Source organism: Pseudomonas triticicola (assembly GCF_019145375.1).
In the GTDB taxonomy this organism is placed as follows: Bacteria; Pseudomonadota; Gammaproteobacteria; order Pseudomonadales; family Pseudomonadaceae; genus Aquipseudomonas; species Aquipseudomonas triticicola.
In genome coordinates, this window is sequence record NZ_JAHSTX010000001.1 from 4,411,261 (window position 1) to 4,427,160 (window position 15,900).

At 62.4% G+C, this 15,900-nt stretch carries 14 protein-coding genes; all 14 read right to left on the reverse strand.

The features are described 5' to 3' along the window. Nucleotides 1-12: 12 nt before the first annotated feature. The 14 genes from pgaA to KVG85_RS19525 all read right to left on the reverse strand — a co-directional run bounded on the left by pgaA (nt 13) and on the right by KVG85_RS19525 (nt 15,765). Nucleotides 13-2,493 (reverse strand): poly-beta-1,6 N-acetyl-D-glucosamine export porin PgaA, encoded by a 2,481-nt coding sequence (gene pgaA, locus KVG85_RS19460; RefSeq protein WP_217864701.1) that lies wholly within the window; start codon nt 2,491-2,493, stop codon nt 13-15. 236 nt (nt 2,494-2,729) lie between these two features. Then, nucleotides 2,730-4,235 (reverse strand): YdgA family protein, encoded by a 1,506-nt coding sequence (locus KVG85_RS19465; protein WP_217864702.1) that lies wholly within the window; start codon nt 4,233-4,235, stop codon nt 2,730-2,732. Nucleotides 4,236-4,526: 291 nt separating this feature from the next. Further along, the gene (locus KVG85_RS19470; RefSeq protein ID WP_071174014.1) at nt 4,527-5,162 is read right to left on the reverse strand and encodes an NADH:ubiquinone oxidoreductase subunit N; all 636 of its coding nucleotides are present in this window, start codon (nt 5,160-5,162) and stop codon (nt 4,527-4,529) included. Nucleotides 5,163-5,255: 93 nt separating this feature from the next. Beyond that, the gene (locus KVG85_RS19475; RefSeq protein ID WP_217864703.1) at nt 5,256-6,698 is read right to left on the reverse strand and encodes an efflux transporter outer membrane subunit; all 1,443 of its coding nucleotides are present in this window, start codon (nt 6,696-6,698) and stop codon (nt 5,256-5,258) included. Beyond that, nucleotides 6,695-7,582 carry an efflux RND transporter periplasmic adaptor subunit gene (locus tag KVG85_RS19480; protein WP_217864704.1) on the reverse strand — a complete coding sequence of 296 codons (888 nt, stop codon included), beginning with the start codon at nt 7,580-7,582 and terminating at the stop codon, nt 6,695-6,697. Before KVG85_RS19480 ends, KVG85_RS19475 begins: the two co-directional genes overlap by 4 nt. Beyond that, nucleotides 7,579-7,788, reverse strand: a complete 210-nt coding sequence (locus KVG85_RS19485; protein ID WP_016772264.1) for a DUF1656 domain-containing protein — start codon at nt 7,786-7,788, stop codon at nt 7,579-7,581. Before KVG85_RS19485 ends, KVG85_RS19480 begins: the two co-directional genes overlap by 4 nt. Continuing rightward, nucleotides 7,785-9,848, reverse strand: a complete 2,064-nt coding sequence (locus KVG85_RS19490; protein ID WP_122508368.1) for an FUSC family protein — start codon at nt 9,846-9,848, stop codon at nt 7,785-7,787. The genes KVG85_RS19485 and KVG85_RS19490 overlap by 4 nt, the downstream gene beginning before the upstream one ends. Further along, entirely contained in the window at nt 9,845-10,273 is a 429-nt protein-coding gene (locus KVG85_RS19495) for a MarR family winged helix-turn-helix transcriptional regulator (protein ID WP_016772266.1), read from the reverse strand. The genes KVG85_RS19490 and KVG85_RS19495 overlap by 4 nt, the downstream gene beginning before the upstream one ends. A 363-nt stretch (nt 10,274-10,636) precedes the next feature. Then, the gene (locus tag KVG85_RS19500) at nt 10,637-10,918 is read right to left on the reverse strand and encodes a type II toxin-antitoxin system RelE family toxin (protein ID WP_130912319.1); all 282 of its coding nucleotides are present in this window, start codon (nt 10,916-10,918) and stop codon (nt 10,637-10,639) included. After that, a complete protein-coding gene (locus tag KVG85_RS19505) occupies nt 10,908-11,153 on the reverse strand; it encodes a type II toxin-antitoxin system Phd/YefM family antitoxin (protein WP_041477418.1) in 246 nt (81 codons plus the stop codon). The genes KVG85_RS19500 and KVG85_RS19505 overlap by 11 nt, the downstream gene beginning before the upstream one ends. A gap of 89 nt (nt 11,154-11,242) precedes the next feature. Then, on the reverse strand, nt 11,243-11,488 hold the full coding sequence (locus tag KVG85_RS19510; protein WP_130912318.1) for a DUF2789 domain-containing protein: 246 nt from the start codon (nt 11,486-11,488) through the stop codon (nt 11,243-11,245). A gap of 78 nt (nt 11,489-11,566) precedes the next feature. Next, a complete protein-coding gene (locus KVG85_RS19515; protein WP_217864705.1) occupies nt 11,567-13,135 on the reverse strand; it encodes an efflux transporter outer membrane subunit in 1,569 nt (522 codons plus the stop codon). Further along, nucleotides 13,132-14,199 (reverse strand): HlyD family secretion protein, encoded by a 1,068-nt coding sequence (locus KVG85_RS19520; protein WP_186568443.1) that lies wholly within the window; start codon nt 14,197-14,199, stop codon nt 13,132-13,134. The genes KVG85_RS19515 and KVG85_RS19520 overlap by 4 nt, the downstream gene beginning before the upstream one ends. Before the next feature lie 27 nt (nt 14,200-14,226). After that, a complete protein-coding gene (locus tag KVG85_RS19525) occupies nt 14,227-15,765 on the reverse strand; it encodes an MFS transporter (protein WP_217864706.1) in 1,539 nt (512 codons plus the stop codon). Nucleotides 15,766-15,900: the final 135 nt, after the last annotated feature.

Genomic DNA, 15,900 nt, shown 5'->3' on the forward strand with positions numbered 1-15,900 from the left:
CTTCAAACTCTTCTAGAAGCGGAAAGTGAGGTCGACGAGCAGACGCAGATCAGTTTCCCGATCACCGTCGTAAGGCCGGTTGATCACACTGAACATGCCGCCCACATCGAACACGTCGTTCCAGGCGTACCGTTGGCCATAACCGAGCAATGCCATGCCGCCGGTGCCGTGGTCGCGCTGGCTATAGGTGCCCGCGCCGGCCTGGAATTGCTGGCTCCAGGAAGTCTCGTAGCGGTGGTAGAGCACGTGATTGACGTTGACCAGCGGCATCACGCTGAAGTCCGACTTGGGGTTGAAGTACGGCACGTCGTCGGATTTCGAGTTGTGGCTGGTGCCGACTTCCAGGCCGGCGTCGACCTGAATGTTCGGCGCGGTGTAGATGCCCTCGCGCCCGGTCACCAAGGCTTCGACGCGGTTGTTGCCATCGCTGAAGTGCGACGGGCTGACCGACACGCGCCACTCGCGGCTTTCGTTGGCGCGCCAGCGCAGGAACGCACTGCCGCCATTGGCCTTGATGTCGCTGTTGAGCGCGCGCAGCGGGGTTTCCGCCGAGAGGTATTCGAGGCTGCCGCCGTATTGCCAGTGATCGTTGATGTCGCGGGCAATCGCCAGGCGCGCGCCCTGTTTGTCACCGAAGCCGTAATCGTGATTCGACACCTCGGCTTCGAGGGTCATGTCACGGGTGCGCCGTTCCAGGCCGACCCGCTGGAAGCGATGGTGGCCAGTGCCTTCGGCGAAATCACCGGTGGCATAACCGGCGCCGGCGAACACGCGCCAATCTTCGTTGATCGGTGGGCTGTACAACGTGCTCTGGATACCGAAATCACGGCTGCCGCTGACCGCACCGGCATCGCCGCTGCCGCCACCGTTGGCCTTGCCGCCGTAGGCTTCGACGCGCAGTTCGGCCATGTCATGCACTTCCCGTTCGCGGGCCAGGCGCTGCACCTGGCGGTTGTCCGGATAACGCGCGACCACGTCGTCGACCAGTGCATCGTTCTGCCGCCACTCCTGCAACTCCATCGCGGTGCGCGCCTGAGCAACTTCCAGGCCGGCATCGCGCGGGGCCATGCTCTCGGTTTCCTTGAGCTGGCTTTCCGCGCGGCGCGGCATCTGGCGGGCGAGGTAGAGATCGGCCTGGGCCAGACGCAAGCCAAGGTTGCCCGGCGCCTGATCGACCAGCGTCTGCAAGCGCTCATCGCCGTGCGGAAGATCGGAACCGTAGGTGCCGGCCTGGGCCGCGAGTTGCTGGGCGTCCATCCATTCGTCGTTGGGGTTGCCGATCGGCAAGCCCTTGAGCTCGACGCGCGGACGCTGGGCTTTCGCTGCGTCTTCGGCGACCTTGCGGGCTTCGTCGGCGCGGTCACTTTCCAGCAGCGAGTAGTACAGCGCAGTGGTGTCTTCGAGGCGATCACCGACATCGGCGTCCGGCGCCGAAAGCACCTGGCGATACAGATCGGTGGCAATCTCAGGCTCGCGCTGATCCAGATAAGACGCCGCCACCCAGCGCAGCGCGTAGGTCGGAATCACCACGCCTTCGGCTTGCAGTTTCTGGTATTCACTGATGACGTCGGCAGTGCGCGCGCGGGCCTTGAGCGCGCCCATGCGGTCGATGCGCCAGCGCGTCACGTCATCGTGGGCAGTGGCGTCAGGGGTCCAGGTCGCGAGCAATTTGTCGTAATCGGCCAGCGCGCGGTCGGCAATGACGTAGCGTTCCTGTTCGCTGCGCGTGGCCAGTTCGGCGAGGCGCACGCGCTCGGCGGCGAGATCACCTTCGAGGCGGCGCAAGGTCACCGGATCAATCAGGCCGGGACGTTGGCTGGCCAGACGCAGCGCCGGTTCAGGCAGACGGGCCTTTTGCAGGGCGACCACGTACTCGCGGGCCACCTCCGGTTTGTTGCCGGCGCGGATAAATGCCTGATCGAATTCGAACAGCGCATCGTACTGTTTACCGGCGCGGCCGAGGGCATAGCCCAAGGCCAGGCGGCGCGACGGATCGTCGGGTTTGGCGGCGACCAGCGCCTGGGCGCGGGTAACGGCCTGATCGGGTTTGCCGGCATCGGCCTGAGTCAGCGCGAGGCCAAGTTGCAGGTCAGCGTTGTCCGGCTCCAGCGCCAGCGCCTTGTTGTAGACCTGGGTAGCCTGATCCCAGCGCTTGAGGTTGCGATAGGCACGCGCCGCGGCGGTCAGCGCCTGCACCGGCAGGACGCGGTCGCGGCCCTGGGTTTCATAGACCTTGACCACTTCGGCATCGAGCCCGGCCCAACTGGCGATTTGCAGGTGGTCGCTGATCTGGCCGTCGCTGGCCTGGCCCGGCGGCACCTGACGCAAAACCGTCAGCGCAGGCGTGTAATGCCCGGCGCGGGCATCGCGCACCATCTCGTCGTAGGGTGTGTCGGCCAACGCCAGCACTGGCCAGAGCAACTGGCTGCACAGGGCGAATCGGAACAAAGGGCGCAAACCACGATGTAATACAGGGCCATCAATACGCGGCATTTGTCAGCATCCTTACATGGCCAGCCGGGTCGCAATGCCCTCCTTGCCCATTCGTAACGGTGGCCGACGATGACAGCCCTCGGCCAAGCTTGGTGAGGCAGTCTGCACGCAAGCGTAGTCGAATTTTCACAACGCAATAATTGTTCAGATTCCGCCCATCCGTACAAAACCCGTACAGCAAAACGCCCGGCGCCTGTTTACACAGGGGCCGGGCGTCTGGAGGGCACGCGGTTGGGTTATTGCTCTTGGGTGACGCTGGCAAACTTGCTCATCAGGAAGCCGATGAACTGCTCGACGGTCATCTTCTGGCCGTTGAATTCGACCTGATTGGCCGCGTAATGCAGTTTGGTCACCACGTTGGTGCCGTCGGCGACAGCCAATTGCGAGCCGACCGCCATGCCGGCGAACATGTCCGCCGCTTCCTTGGACTGATCGACGATGGCTTTGGCGTCAGTCTGGCCATCGAGTTGCGCCTGCACGCTGAGCAGATCGACGAGCATCGGCTTGGACACCTGAATGTTCAGGTCGAGCAGCGCGATCAGTTGCTTGCCGAGTTGATCCGGCGGCAGGTCCATCGATTGCGGCTTGGTCAGGTCGATCACCAGATTGGCGCGGCTTTCACCGTTGGCGGTGTTGAACGACAGATTCTCCAGCGCCAGTTGCGGACCGGCCGCCAGCAACTTCTGCAGATCGGCTTTGACCTGGGCGTTTTCCGCTTCGGTCAGATTCAGCTCCGGTGCCGGCAACCCCTGCGCAGCGGCCTCGGCGGCGGCTTTTTCATACGGCTGCAATTTGGTCTGGTAGATCTGCATCAGCGACATGGTCGACGGAATGTCGAGGTTCTTCAGGCTCATGGCCATGGCCGCCGAACCGACTTTCTTGTCGTTAAGCGTCACTTCGCCGATTTTGTAGTCGGCACGCCCCGAGGCGTTGCTGCCGCTTTCTTCGGTGCGGTTCTTCATTTCGAAGTTCTTCACGCCCAGCACCATCGGCTTGGCGCCGAAGGTGGTTTTGCTGCTGGTCACTTCCAGGGTGTTTTCCCCGGTGTAGTAGCCGTAGCTGCTCTTGGCGAGGTTGCTGGCCAGGGTCAGACCGTTGAGCTCGACCTGCACCGGCGCCTGGTCTTCCGACACGGTGACCAGTTTCAGGTTGTCCATGTAGCCGTCGGCCTTGACCTTCTGCGCCTGGGCGCTGGCGGCGATGTCCATGCTCAGACCGGAAAACTTCAGGCTCGATTGCTCATCCAGCGCAGTTTCGAACGGCACCAGATTCAGAGTGCTGGTGGTCGATTCGTCGTAACCGATGTTGGTCACGCCCTTGAGCGGCGCGGCGCCGTTGGTGGCGGCGAACCATTTTTCCGTGGACGGGCTCTTTTCCAGCTCATAGTTGCTGGTGGCCATGACCGGCAGCCACTTCAGCGAAACCAGACGCGAGAACGGCAGCGGGCCGTGTTCGATGTGGTCGACGAACAGCAGCTCGACCGGCGCATCACCGAACATTTCGCCTTCACCCTTGAGGCGATAGTGCGCGGTGCTGGTGAAGGTGTGGCGCTCCAGCGACACCAGTTCCAGCGACGCGGTGCCGTTGGAGCCGGCCATGGCGGTCTGCAACTCTTTGTTGGCGTTGGTCACGGCGTTGTTCAGTACGCCTTCGATCTTGGTCCCGGTGTACCAGGCCCCGCCTGCGCTGATCGCGCCAATGGCAACAACAATTCCGAGAAGCACGCCTGCTGATTTATTCATGAATGACCTGATCGGTTTCCGTGGCTGTGGGTGAAGTCGTCTTCCTTGAACCCGGGATCGGGTCGCGGCTCGACTGTGCGCAATTAAGCGGTGGAGATTAGCACCGGGCGCGGACGCCGGCCCAATGTTTAAAGGTTAAAGAGTGTCTATGGGGGGAATGGACAGTCGGCAGGAGCGAAGAGTTTCGGTGTTTTTGCGGGCCTCTTCGCGAGCAGGCTCGCTCCCACCAGGACAGTGCTGTACCTGTGGAAGCGAGCCTGCTCGCGAAGAGGTCGGTGGATTCACAGCAAATCAGGAGTACTGAACCTCGATTTCATCCAACTGATGATCAAAGCTCTTCAGCCGCGCGGTCCAGGTATACACCAGCACTTCAAAGTCGCGATCGATCACCGCTCCGCCGGTGGTATCCGCCCGCACATCGCAGAAATCCAGCTGATAGCGTTCACGAGCCATGGCCGTGGCGACGTCGGACAGCTCGCGGGCGTTGTTCAGCCAGTGCCAGCCGTCATCGGCGATCTGCTTGTCGAGTTCCAGGCATTGCTTCTTCAGGGCTTCGAGGCTTTTTTCCAGCGGCGTGCCGGTGAGCTCGCCCATGACTTCGGCGAAGGTTCGCCCGGGCTGCCAGTAGCTGCCCCAGAAGTAGCGGTCGAACACCGTTTCGACCCGGCGCAGGGCGACTTTGGTGTCCCAGATCAGCACGAGCATCCGGCCCCGTTCGAGCTGGCGCTTCTTGACCCGTTGCAGCTGAATCGAGGTCCACGCGACGACGACGATCGCCATCACCGCGATCAGCGCAACGGCGCTGTCGAGAAAGATCATCGCCGTGTCGATCTGGTGGGCCAGCATGATCCCGTAGAAATACGTGGCCGAGAGCAGCACCAGTGCGACCAGAGCGCACCAGAAGCCGAGAGCGTAAGGGTTTTTCATTATTGGTTTCCCCTGGGCCAGCACGAGCAATGTGCATTGCAGGAGCGCTTGGCATGGGGCGCCCCTCCAACACTTCAAAGCATAGCAACGGCCTCAGGGTTTGCTGGCGCTCGAGGTGTTCGTTCGTCCGCTTTCCCAGCCACCGCCCAGGGCGAGGAACAAATCGATCTGGCTCATCGCGACCTGGGTGTTGGCGGCGGCCAGTTGCGCGGTGACATCGGTGTAGGTGCGGGTTGCTTGCAGGTCGGCAAGGAACGACTCGCGGCCGGCCTGGAAGAAGCGGTGCGTCTGCTCGGCGGCGAGCTTGGCCGACTGCTCGGCTTCGGCCAGCGCATCGCGGCGTTGCAGCAGCGCGCTGTACTGGGCCAGACCGGTCTGCGTTTCGCGGATGGCGTTGAGCACCACGCCGTCGAAATGCGCCAGCGCGCCTTGAGTGTTGGCCTCGGCTTCACGAATGCGCGCACGGGCGCCGTTGGTCGGTACTTTCCAGCTCAGCGACGGGCCAAAGCCCCAGCGGTTGGTCGACGGGTCGCCAAGGTCATCAATGATGCCGACGGTGCCGATGGTCGCGCCGATGCTGATGTCCGGGTACAGCTCGCCGGTGGCAATGCCGATGCCGGCGGTTGCCGCCGCGAGGCGCCGTTCAGCCTGACGAATGTCGGGACGGCGCTTGAGCAGCGCAGCGCCGTCACCGACCGGCACCAGTTGCGCGATCTTCGGCAACTCGGCGCAACTGGCGGTACCTGCCGGCAACTGTTCGACCGGTTTGGCCAGCAGCATCGACAGACGGAACAGCCCGGCCTGACGCGCTGCTTCATAGCGCGGCAAGTCGGCGCGCAGGGATTTGAATTGGGTCTGCGAACGGGTGACCTGAGTCTCGTCGCCCCGCCCGGCATCGCGCAGGCGCTGGATCAGCGTGGTGCTCTGCGATTGCAGATCGAGAGAGTGCTCGGCGATTTCCCGCTCTTCGTTGGCTGCGCAGACCTGGGTGTAAGCACGAACCACGTCCGCCACCAAGGTGATACGCGCCGTGTCGGCTGCGGCCTGAGTCGCATCGGCATTGGCTTTGGCCGCTTCGATGCCGCGTTGCAAGGTGCCCCACAGGTCGAACTGGTACGAAGCGCTGATGCCGATATCGGCAATGTTGGCCACCGGGACTTTCTCCGGCAGCAGGAACGCCTGACCGGATTCCTGCAAACGTTGCGCGCCCATTTTCACCCCGCCGCTCCAGCCGCCAGCGGCCTCGGCTTCATCCACCTGAGCACGTGCCCGCGACAGGTTCGCCGCCGCTACACGCAAATCGGTGTTGGACGCCATGGCCTGCTGCACCAGTTGATCGAGGCGCGGGTCTTTATACAGCCGCCACCAGTCCGCCGGCACCGGCGCCGAGATTACCGGTTTGCCGGCGACTGCCAGCTCGCCCTGAATATCCTTGCGCTGCACCGCCGCGTCGGTGGGCACCTGATAATCCGGGCCGACCATCTGACAGGCCGAGAGCATCACGCCCAACCCGGCGATCAACCAGCCCCTGCTCATGGCTGCGGCTCCTCATGCTGGTCGTCGATGATCGACACGGTGGCGGTACGCCCGGCGATCATGCGGAAGTCGGCCGGCACCTCATCAAAAGCGATGCGCACCGGAATCCGCTGCGCCAGGCGTACCCAACTGAACGCCGGGTTGACGTTGGGCAGCAGGTTGCTGCCGCTGGTGCGGTCGCGGTCTTCGATGCCGGCGACGATGCTTTCGACATGCCCGCGCAACCTGGCGCGGTCACCGATCACGCGAATATCCACCGATTGCCCGACGTGGATGCCGTCGAGTTTGGTTTCTTCAAAATAGCCGTCGATGTGGAAGGAGTTGCTGTCGACCACCGACAACACCGGGCGCCCGGCGGTGACGAATTCCTGCGGACGCGGCGCGCGGTCGTTGACGTAACCGTCGACCGGGCTGCGGATCACCGAGCGATCGAGGTTGAGCTGCGCACTATCGACCGCCACCAAGGCCTCGGCCAATGCCGACTGTGCACGGGCGACGCGCGACAGGCTTTCTTCCAGCTGTTCGGCCGGCACCAGATTGCCGAGGCCACGGTTACGCTTGGCTTCACGCTGGGCCTGGGCGAGGGTTTCCTGGCGATCGGCAACGGCGGCCTTGGCCTGGCGCAGGGCCAGTTTGAAGCGATCCTGGTCGATGCTGAACAGCACCTGGCCACGCTTGATCAACTGGTTGTCCTTTACCTCGACCTGCTGGATCAGCCCGGAAACGTCAGGGGCGATCTGGATGATGTCGGCGCGAATGTGGCCGTCTCGCGTCCACGGCGCGAACATGTAATACATCACCATGCGCCAGACGAGGACAACGGCAAAAGTCACGATCAGCAGGGTCAGGACCACGCGACCGATGGTCAGAAACGGTTTTTTCATGTCATCAGGTATCGACTGAGTGAGTCCACGCCGTACAGCAGCACGGCGTAGAGCGCCACGTTGAACAATGCCCGGTGCCAGACCAGACGGTAAAAGTGCAGGCGTTGCAGCACGCCATGCACCAACAAAAACAGCACATAAGTGATGCCCATCAGCACCAGCAGGGTCGGCAGGAAGATGCCGCTGATATCCAGATCACCGATCATAGGGGCGCTCCATCGGGCAGCGGTTCTTCGGGCTCGGCGCTGGAGACGAACTCGACGCCGGGCAGCAAGGCCAGACGCAGACCGCTCAAAGCGTGCAACAGGTGTCGACGGGTTTCATCGTCGCCCTGGCCGTTCAGCGCTCGGCGGGTACGATCGAGTGTCATCAGCAGACCGCTCGGTGCCGGCAGGCGTTCGTCGGCTTTGAGGCAGGCGCGAAAATACTCGCCGACCTCGCCCACCACTTGTCGCAGCAGGGCGTTTGGCACGCCAGTGACGCGCGGGGTGTAGGCAAGCAGATCGAGCATATTCAGACCGACACGCACTTCGCGCATGGCGATGCCGGTGTCCTGACCGGTCAGGGCCAGACGCGGCAGGTGCTGCATCAGCCGATCGAGCAGTTGCACGCCCAAATGCCGATGCTCGGCCAGACTGGCCGGCTCGGTCATGCTGACGATGTCTTTCCAGCTGAACCGGGTCAGACGCTTGGCCGCCAGCTCGGCGCCGAACGGTCGCGCCACCAGCGTCCAGATAAAAGCGAACAACAGCCCCAGCGGCCCGGCGAGGTTGGAGTTGGCAAAGGCGAAAAAGTCAGCGTCGTAAGCACCCTGAATACTGATGAACGACGAGGTATTGACCAGCGTCAGCAGCATGCCGAGGTAGAATCGCGGCTGCACGGTCAGCGTGCCGACGCAAATGAACGGCACGGCAAACGCCAGCACCAGCATCGGGAAATCATGCAGGTTGGGCAGAATCAGAAACAGATAAAGGCTGGCGAACAGCACCGACATCCCGGTCCAGAAAAAGAACCGGTAAATCTGCGGCGCCGGGTCGTCCATCGAGGCAAAGAAGCTGCAAGCCACCGCCGCCAGGATCACCGCGCTGCCGCCGTCCGGCCAGCCAAGCAGGATCCACAGCACCGAAGCAACGATGATCGCCAGAATGGTCGAGGTCACCGAGTACAGCATCAGCCCGCGATCGATGAACGGCGTCAACCGGCCCAGGCGCCAATGCCGGTACACCGCGCGCCAGCTGTCCTGGCGCTCGCACAGAATCGCATCCTGCAGGCTGCGGCAGTCCTGCCACAGATCGATGAACTCACCGAGGCGGTAGATCGCATTGGAGAACAGCAACTGTTTGCGCTCCTCCAGCGCTTCGGCGCTCGGTTGCAACGCGTCGAGTTGATCTCTGAGTGCTTGCCAGCGCTCGAGACTGGCGTCCGCGTAGCCCAGCCATTCCCGGGTCGCGGTCAGCAACGGCTGGAATTTCTCCACCAGTTCCGGGGTGCGGCGTTCGAGGGCGTACAGCGAATCCTCAAGGGCATCGATCACCGGCAACAGATGGATCATGCGCCCGCGCAATTCCTTGGTGTTGCGCACGGTTTGTGGCCGCGCGCCTTCGTGGGGCAACTGGCCGATCATCAACTCGAGGCTGTTGAAATTGGCGACCATGGCCATGCGCAGCGCGGTGACTTCTTCCGGCTGCACATCGCGGCTGAGAAACTTCAGGCTGTAGCTCGTCGCATCGGCGAACCACTTGCTCACGGCATCGTTGAACACCGGCGCCAGCCGACGCGGCCAGAACATCGCACCGACCACCGCAGCGACGGCGATGCCAAGGAAAATCTCTTCGGTACGCGCCTCGGCCACGTCCCACACCGCCAGCGGATTATCCACCACCGGCAGGGCAATCAGCGGCAAGGTGTAACCGGCCAGCATCAGTGCATAGCTGTTGGCGGTGCGCAGATGCAGGGACATGAACAGCAGAATGCCGGTCCACAACGCGATCACCACCACCAGCACATACGGGCTCTGCACGAACATCGGCACGAACAGCACCGCCGCCGCCGCGCCCAGGAAAGTGCCCGCCGCGCGGTACAGCGCTTTGGAGCTGGTCGGGCCGAGAAACGGGCTGGAGACGATATACACCGTGGCCATCGCCCAATAAGGACGCGGCATTTGCATGAGCAAGGCGATGTACAACGCAATCATCGACGCTGCAAAAGTACGGACCCCGTAAAACCAGTCACGGGCCGGCGGCATGCCAGTGAAAAAACCGTTCAAGAATTGACCACCACAGGCGAACTCGCCGCCTCAAAAGCCCTCAGTACCCGAAGCGTAGCTTCCAGATCGCTGCGCTCGATGCCTTCCAGCACCTCATGACGCAAGCGCACCAGCTCGGCCTCCACCGCCTGCACCAGCTCGCGACCGGTATCGGTCAGGCTCAGGCACTTGGCCCGGCGATCCTGGGCATCTTCGGTGCGACAGACGTAACCGGCGTGGCACAGCTGATCGAGCAAGCGCACCAGCGAAGGACTCTCCATCCCCGCAGCCTGGGCGACTTGCACCTGGCGCACGCCCTCGCCCAAACGCCCGATCATCAACAAAGGCACGGCGCAGGCTTCGGAAATTCCGTAGTTGACCAGCGTGGTCTGGCAGATCTTCCGCCAATGCCGGGCGGCCACCACCATGGCGCTGCTGATGTTCATCTGGAGACTGTCGAGGGAATCGGACACGGGATAACGGACACTGTTAGTTTGCTAACTATCAATATCGCATTGGAGGGGAATTTCAGTCAAGTTTTGAAACAAATCTCCCCACGCTTGGCCGAGGCGTACCACGAGTTGGATTTGTAATTTTTCGAAGAAAAAATCTAATGCGACGGACAGAACCAAATTTTTTTTACAGTAAGAAGGTTTTTTTTACATCTGAGCCTTTTCGCGCAATTTTTTTTACATGCTGCGCCTCATGCCAGACGATACATCAACTGATCCCACACGTTGGCGGCCCAGTCCGGTCACTCAAGAATCTCATCGACAAACATCGGCCATTTGAATAAAGCGGGGGCTCGTTCAACGGTTCTTGGCAGTATCGTAAACACTGCTGCGTTCGCGCTTGCCAACCGCTAGCACGGAAACCACGACTCGTTCGTCGATGACTTGGTAAACCAATCGATACCCCGAGGCTTTGAGTTTGATTTTGTAGCAGTCGGGCATGCCGTGGAGTGCGTCAGCCGGGATTCTGGGAAGCTTCAGCCTCTCACCCAGCTTCTTTTTGAATTGCTCACGCAATGTATGACCCAGCTTGTTCCACTCTTTGTGCGCAGACGGCAGAAACTCAAGCTTATAAGTCATCCAGGCTTACCGAAATGGGCGTTTCGTGGAGGCGCGAACGAACAATGTCAGCCAGCTCAAGATCATCAAGCCGCTCCATCATTGCTTCATAAACTTCGGCCGGCACCATATAGCCCATGACGCGATTGTGGTTGAGGACAGCGACGGCCCCCCCATGTGCACCGTTCAACACGGCAGTAGGATTTTTCTTTAATTCAGAGACACTGACAGCCATATCGGCGAGAACGCTTTGCATAATAAGAACCTCAAATTAGGACGTGATTTTGGTCTATTTATGCCATGCGGACAACTGTGGCGTTCAACGAGGATACAACTTCGCGATGATCACCCCACCCGCCCCTTACGCAACATCACATTCAACTGATCCACCACCTCCGCCCAATCCGCATCGTCGAGAATCTCCTCGCGCAGAAACTGCGCCTGACCTGCCGTCCAGAAAAACGCGTCAGCCAGATGCAGATCCGGCTTGAGCGGCGAATGGGTAGCGATGAATTGGTCGATGCCGGTCGGATCGTCGGCGAGGCCGAGTTGTTTGAACAGGGCCGGGAGGCTGTGCTGCGGATTTTCCATGATGCAACTCCTCTGCAATTCAGGTCCGGCGTCACGCCGTTTGCTGCAGTGGAGTTGAGCATAGCTGTCGCCGTGGGTTCAGGGTCTGGCGACGTCCGGCGAGCCTGCGGCCAGTTGCGCTGCCGGATAGACCGATTGCCATCCGCCGCCCAACGCCTTGTACAAACCGACCATCGCCAGGGAGACGCCGGTCGAGCTTTCCACCCATTGTTCCTGCGTGGCGAGCAAGGCGCTCTGCACGGTGAGGACGTTGACGAAATCGACCACGCCTTCGACGTATTGCTGTTGCGCGGTGCGCAGGGCGATCTGGTTCTGGCGCACGGCTTCGGCGAGGCTGTCGCGCCGGCGCTGGCTGGCGTTGTAGGCGGTCAGTTGGTCGTCGATTTCATGCCAGGCACGCAGCACGGTCTGCTGGTAGGCGATTGCCGCTTCCTGTTGTTGGGCTTCGCGCAGCTGCAGCATGCCGCGCAGACGTCCGCCGTCGAACAGCGGCAAGCTGAATTGCGGGCCGATGGCAAAGGCGCGCGAGCCCCATGAACCGAAATCGCTCAGTTGCATCGCTTGCGAACCGAGGTTGCCCGATAGGGTGATGCGCGGATAGAAATCGCCTTGGGCCACGCCGATATTGGCGGTGGCGGCGTGCAGCCGCGCTTCGGCCTGGCGGATATCCGGGCGGCGCTCGGCCAGTTCCGACGGCAGGCCGATGGCGACTTGCAGTGGCGACTGCGGCACTGCCGCGTCTGTGGATAACGCTTGAGCGAGGGCCTGCGGCGGTTCGCCCATCAGCAGACTGATCGCGTTGATCAGTTGCGCCTGACGCTGCTCGAGCGCCGGCAGCCGTGCCTCGATGGCGGCGACTTGCGCGGCGGCTTCGGCGACGTCCAGGTCGGTCGCCACACCATCGGCCAGCCGCAGCTGCGAGAGTTTCAGGCTGTGCCGGGCGACGTCGAGGTTCTGCTCGGTGACGGCGCGAGTGTTCTGCACGCCGCGGAGCTGAATGTAGTTTTGCGCGGTGTCGGCGAGCACAGTCAGCAGCACACCGCGACGATCATTTTCCGCCACTTCGAGATTGGCATCAGCGGCTTCGGTTTCCCGGCGCACGCGGCCCCAGAAGTCCAGTTCCCATGACGCCGAGAAACCGGCATCCCACAGGTTGAAGGCCTCGTCGCCGTTATTTCCCGATGGATCGTTCAAGCCTTTGCCACTGTTGCGTTTGCGCCCGTAGCTGCCGCTGGCGGTGCTGTGCGGATAGCGCTCGGCGGTGATCACCTGGCGCGCGGCGCGGCTTTGTTGCAGGCGGCTGCTGGCCAGCTGCAGGTCGAGGTTGCTGTTCAGCGCGCGCTGGGTAAGCGCGGACAGCTGCGGGTCGTGGAAGGTTTCCCACCAGCGTTCGTTCAAGGGTGCGCTGACGGCCTGGCTTGGCGCGGATTGACTCGGTTTGGCCCAGTCGGCAGGCTGAGGGGCTTCGGGTTTCTGGAAGTCTGGGCCGACGGTGCAGGCGGCGAGACTCGTTGTGAGCAAGGCACTGAAGGTTAGCTGCTGCCACTGGCGTTTTCGCGAGCAGGCTCGCTCCCACATTCTGGAGTGCGTTGCCCCAGTGGGAGCGAGCCTGCTCGCGAACGCGACAGCCGATTCAACACCGATCATCGCTGCGTCACCTCGCGCCCGGACGCCTTTGAGCTGGCGGTATCAATACTCGCCTCGACCGACATCCCCACCCGCAACCGCTCGGCCAGTGGCTGGCCCGGCTCCAGCACGATCTTCACCGGAATCCGCTGTACCACTTTGGTGAAATTACCCGTCGCGTTATCCGGTTTCACCGCCGCAAAGGTCACGCCCGTTGCCGGCGCAATGCTCTCGACGCGGCCAGTCAGGGCTTCGCCGCCGAGGCTGTCGACCCGCACTTGCACATCCTGCCCGGGCTGCACGTCGGTCAACTGGGTTTCCTGAAAATTGGCCACCACATAGGCCTGCTGCAACGGCACCACCGCCAACAGCTTGCTGCCCGGCGTGACGTAGGCGCCGACGCGCACCGCACGCTCGCCGATCATGCCGTCCTGCGGCGCAGTGATGCGCGTGTAAGAGAGGTTGAAACTGGCAATCTCCAGCGCAGCCTGCGCATGTTTCAGATTGCCGTCGGCGGCGTTGCGCTGGGCGGTGAGAATCTCGACCTGCTTGCGTTCGGCCGCCAGCTTCGCGGTCGCGGTGTCGAGGCGCGCCGAGGCCTGATCAATGCGCGTGCGCGCCTGCTGCGCGTTCTGCACGGTGCCAGCGCCGACACCGGCGAGATGGTTGTAGCGGTTCAGTTCCTGCTGCGCAAAAGCCATTTGCGCTTTGGCCGAGACCACGGTGGCCTGCGCCTGAGCAATCAGCGACGCCTGCCGCTCCAGGGTCGCGTTGGCGTTCTGCAACTGCGCCCGCGCGACCAGGGTTTGCGCATCCGCCGCTTCCGCCGCTGCGCGCAGATCACGGTCATCGATCAGCGCCAGCAACTGCCCGGCCTTGACCTGCTGGTTGTCTTCGACCAGCACCTGCTTGATGAACCCGGCCACGCGCGGCACCACCAGCGTGTAGTCGGCGGAGACGAAGGCGTCGTTGGTGGTTTGCTCGGTGCGTTGACCGAACAGCCCGGGCATCGCCAGGTACACCAGCACGCCCACCGCCAGCGCGGCAGCCACGGCCACCGCGAGTTTTTGCTTGGATTGAGTCATAAAAAACCTTCAGTTTCAGTACAGCGATCAGGTCGGCGCGCGCGGCGGATAAATCCGCGTCGGCAGCCAGAAAATCAGCAGAATCAACGCCACGGCGACGCCGGCCATGCACAGGTACAAATCGGACGAAGTCAGCACCACCGCCTGCTCATGCACGCGGTGAGCGAGGCCCGGATCGCTGTGATCGGCCAGCGGCGAATTGCCGAGGCTGTCGACCAACATGGTCGAATGAAAATGCAGGCGCGCGGTGGTCAGCGCTTCGATGACGCCGGTGGCGACCACGGCGGCAAGGCCTTTGACGGTGTTGAACCACGCCGACGCGAACGGTCCTTCCATCGGCGTGATACTGCCGGTCGACAACATCAACAGCGGCAACACCGCCATCGGCTGGCCGAAAATCTGTAGCCATTGCAGGACGTAGAAATCATCGCGAATCCACGCCGAAGTCAGGTGCGAACCGCCCAGGCAGGACAGCGCGAGCATGCCCAGCCCAATGCCGAGCACCCAGCGGCAATCGACCCAGCGCAAGTTGCACAACGCGGCCACCAGCGGCAGCGCGATCAATTGCGGCAGCGCCGCGATGAGCATGATCGGCGCGGTTTGCGCCGGCCGATAACCCTGGACCTGCGCCAGATAACTCGACGGAATCAACACCACCGCCAGCAGCACGATCAGCACCCCGGCGAGGGTGATCAACGCAAACAACAGGTTGCGGATGCCGAGCATCTGCAGCTTGAAAAACGGAATCGGCTGCGACCATTCGTTGATCAGAAATGCCACCAGCAGCAGCGAACCGGCACCGAGTAATCCACAGATCAGGTTCGACTCGAACCAGTCCAGTCGATTGCCCTGCAACAGACCGATCACCAGCATGCAGATCGCCGGAAAGCCCAGCAGCAGGCCTTTCCAGTTGAACGACTTGAGGCGCTCCAAGCGCAGCGGATCCTGGGGCAATCCGTAAGCCACTGCGGCCATGGCGATCAGGCACGGCACGATGATCTGCCAGAAGGTCCATTGCCAGCCGACGTATTCAGTCCACAGACCGGCCAGCGGCGTGCCGAGCCCCGGGCCGAAAGTCGCGGTCAGTGCGTAGCCGGCCAGTCCGTACAGTTTGATGTTCGCCGGGAGAAAGCGCAGCGCGACGGTCATCAGCATCGGCGGCAATGCACCGCCGGCGAGACCTTGGAGGATGCGCATCAGCAGCAGACTTTCGTAGTTCGGGGCGAACGGGCACAGCACGCCGAGCAGGGTAAACAGACCGATGGCGCAGAGGGTGAAGCGGCGCAGCGAGAAGGTCACCGAGCACCACGGCGCGAAGGCCATGGCCGCGACCGACGTGGCCGTGTAGCTGGCGACCAGCCAAGTGCCTTCGTCGTAGCCGATGTGCAGCGCGCCGCGAATATCGGCGAGTGCGACTTTGGTGACCATCTCGTTGAGGCCCGAGACCAGCACGGCCAACAGCACGCCGACCAGACCAATGATGATCCGCGCCCCGAACACCGCAGGCGCAGCCGCCGTCGCCGGGCTGGTCGCGGCGAGAGGCGCCGGGACCGTCAGGGATGTCATGAATGAAAACTCCGGGGGTGAAATACCGGAGCATTTTAGTGGGGCTTGATGCTGACGAAAATTGACTTATTGGCAGGTTATAAGTGCATCAAACACAACGGTGAATGCCTATGTGGGAGCGAGCCTGCTCGCGAA

Coding starts and splice junctions, on each gene's coding strand:
- pgaA (WP_217864701.1), bottom strand. CDS start 2,493: ATGCCGCGTATTGATGGCCCTGTATTACATCGTGGTTTGCGCCCTTTG.
- KVG85_RS19465 (WP_217864702.1), bottom strand. CDS start 4,235: ATGAATAAATCAGCAGGCGTGCTTCTCGGAATTGTTGTTGCCATTGGC.
- KVG85_RS19470 (WP_071174014.1), bottom strand. CDS start 5,162: ATGAAAAACCCTTACGCTCTCGGCTTCTGGTGCGCTCTGGTCGCACTG.
- KVG85_RS19475 (WP_217864703.1), bottom strand. CDS start 6,698: ATGAGCAGGGGCTGGTTGATCGCCGGGTTGGGCGTGATGCTCTCGGCC.
- KVG85_RS19480 (WP_217864704.1), bottom strand. CDS start 7,582: ATGAAAAAACCGTTTCTGACCATCGGTCGCGTGGTCCTGACCCTGCTG.
- KVG85_RS19485 (WP_016772264.1), bottom strand. CDS start 7,788: ATGATCGGTGATCTGGATATCAGCGGCATCTTCCTGCCGACCCTGCTG.
- KVG85_RS19495 (WP_016772266.1), bottom strand. CDS start 10,273: ATGAACATCAGCAGCGCCATGGTGGTGGCCGCCCGGCATTGGCGGAAG.
- KVG85_RS19500 (WP_130912319.1), bottom strand. CDS start 10,918: ATGACTTATAAGCTTGAGTTTCTGCCGTCTGCGCACAAAGAGTGGAAC.
- KVG85_RS19505 (WP_041477418.1), bottom strand. CDS start 11,153: ATGCAAAGCGTTCTCGCCGATATGGCTGTCAGTGTCTCTGAATTAAAG.
- KVG85_RS19510 (WP_130912318.1), bottom strand. CDS start 11,488: ATGGAAAATCCGCAGCACAGCCTCCCGGCCCTGTTCAAACAACTCGGC.
- KVG85_RS19515 (WP_217864705.1), bottom strand. CDS start 13,135: ATGATCGGTGTTGAATCGGCTGTCGCGTTCGCGAGCAGGCTCGCTCCC.
- KVG85_RS19520 (WP_186568443.1), bottom strand. CDS start 14,199: ATGACTCAATCCAAGCAAAAACTCGCGGTGGCCGTGGCTGCCGCGCTG.
- KVG85_RS19525 (WP_217864706.1), bottom strand. CDS start 15,765: ATGACATCCCTGACGGTCCCGGCGCCTCTCGCCGCGACCAGCCCGGCG.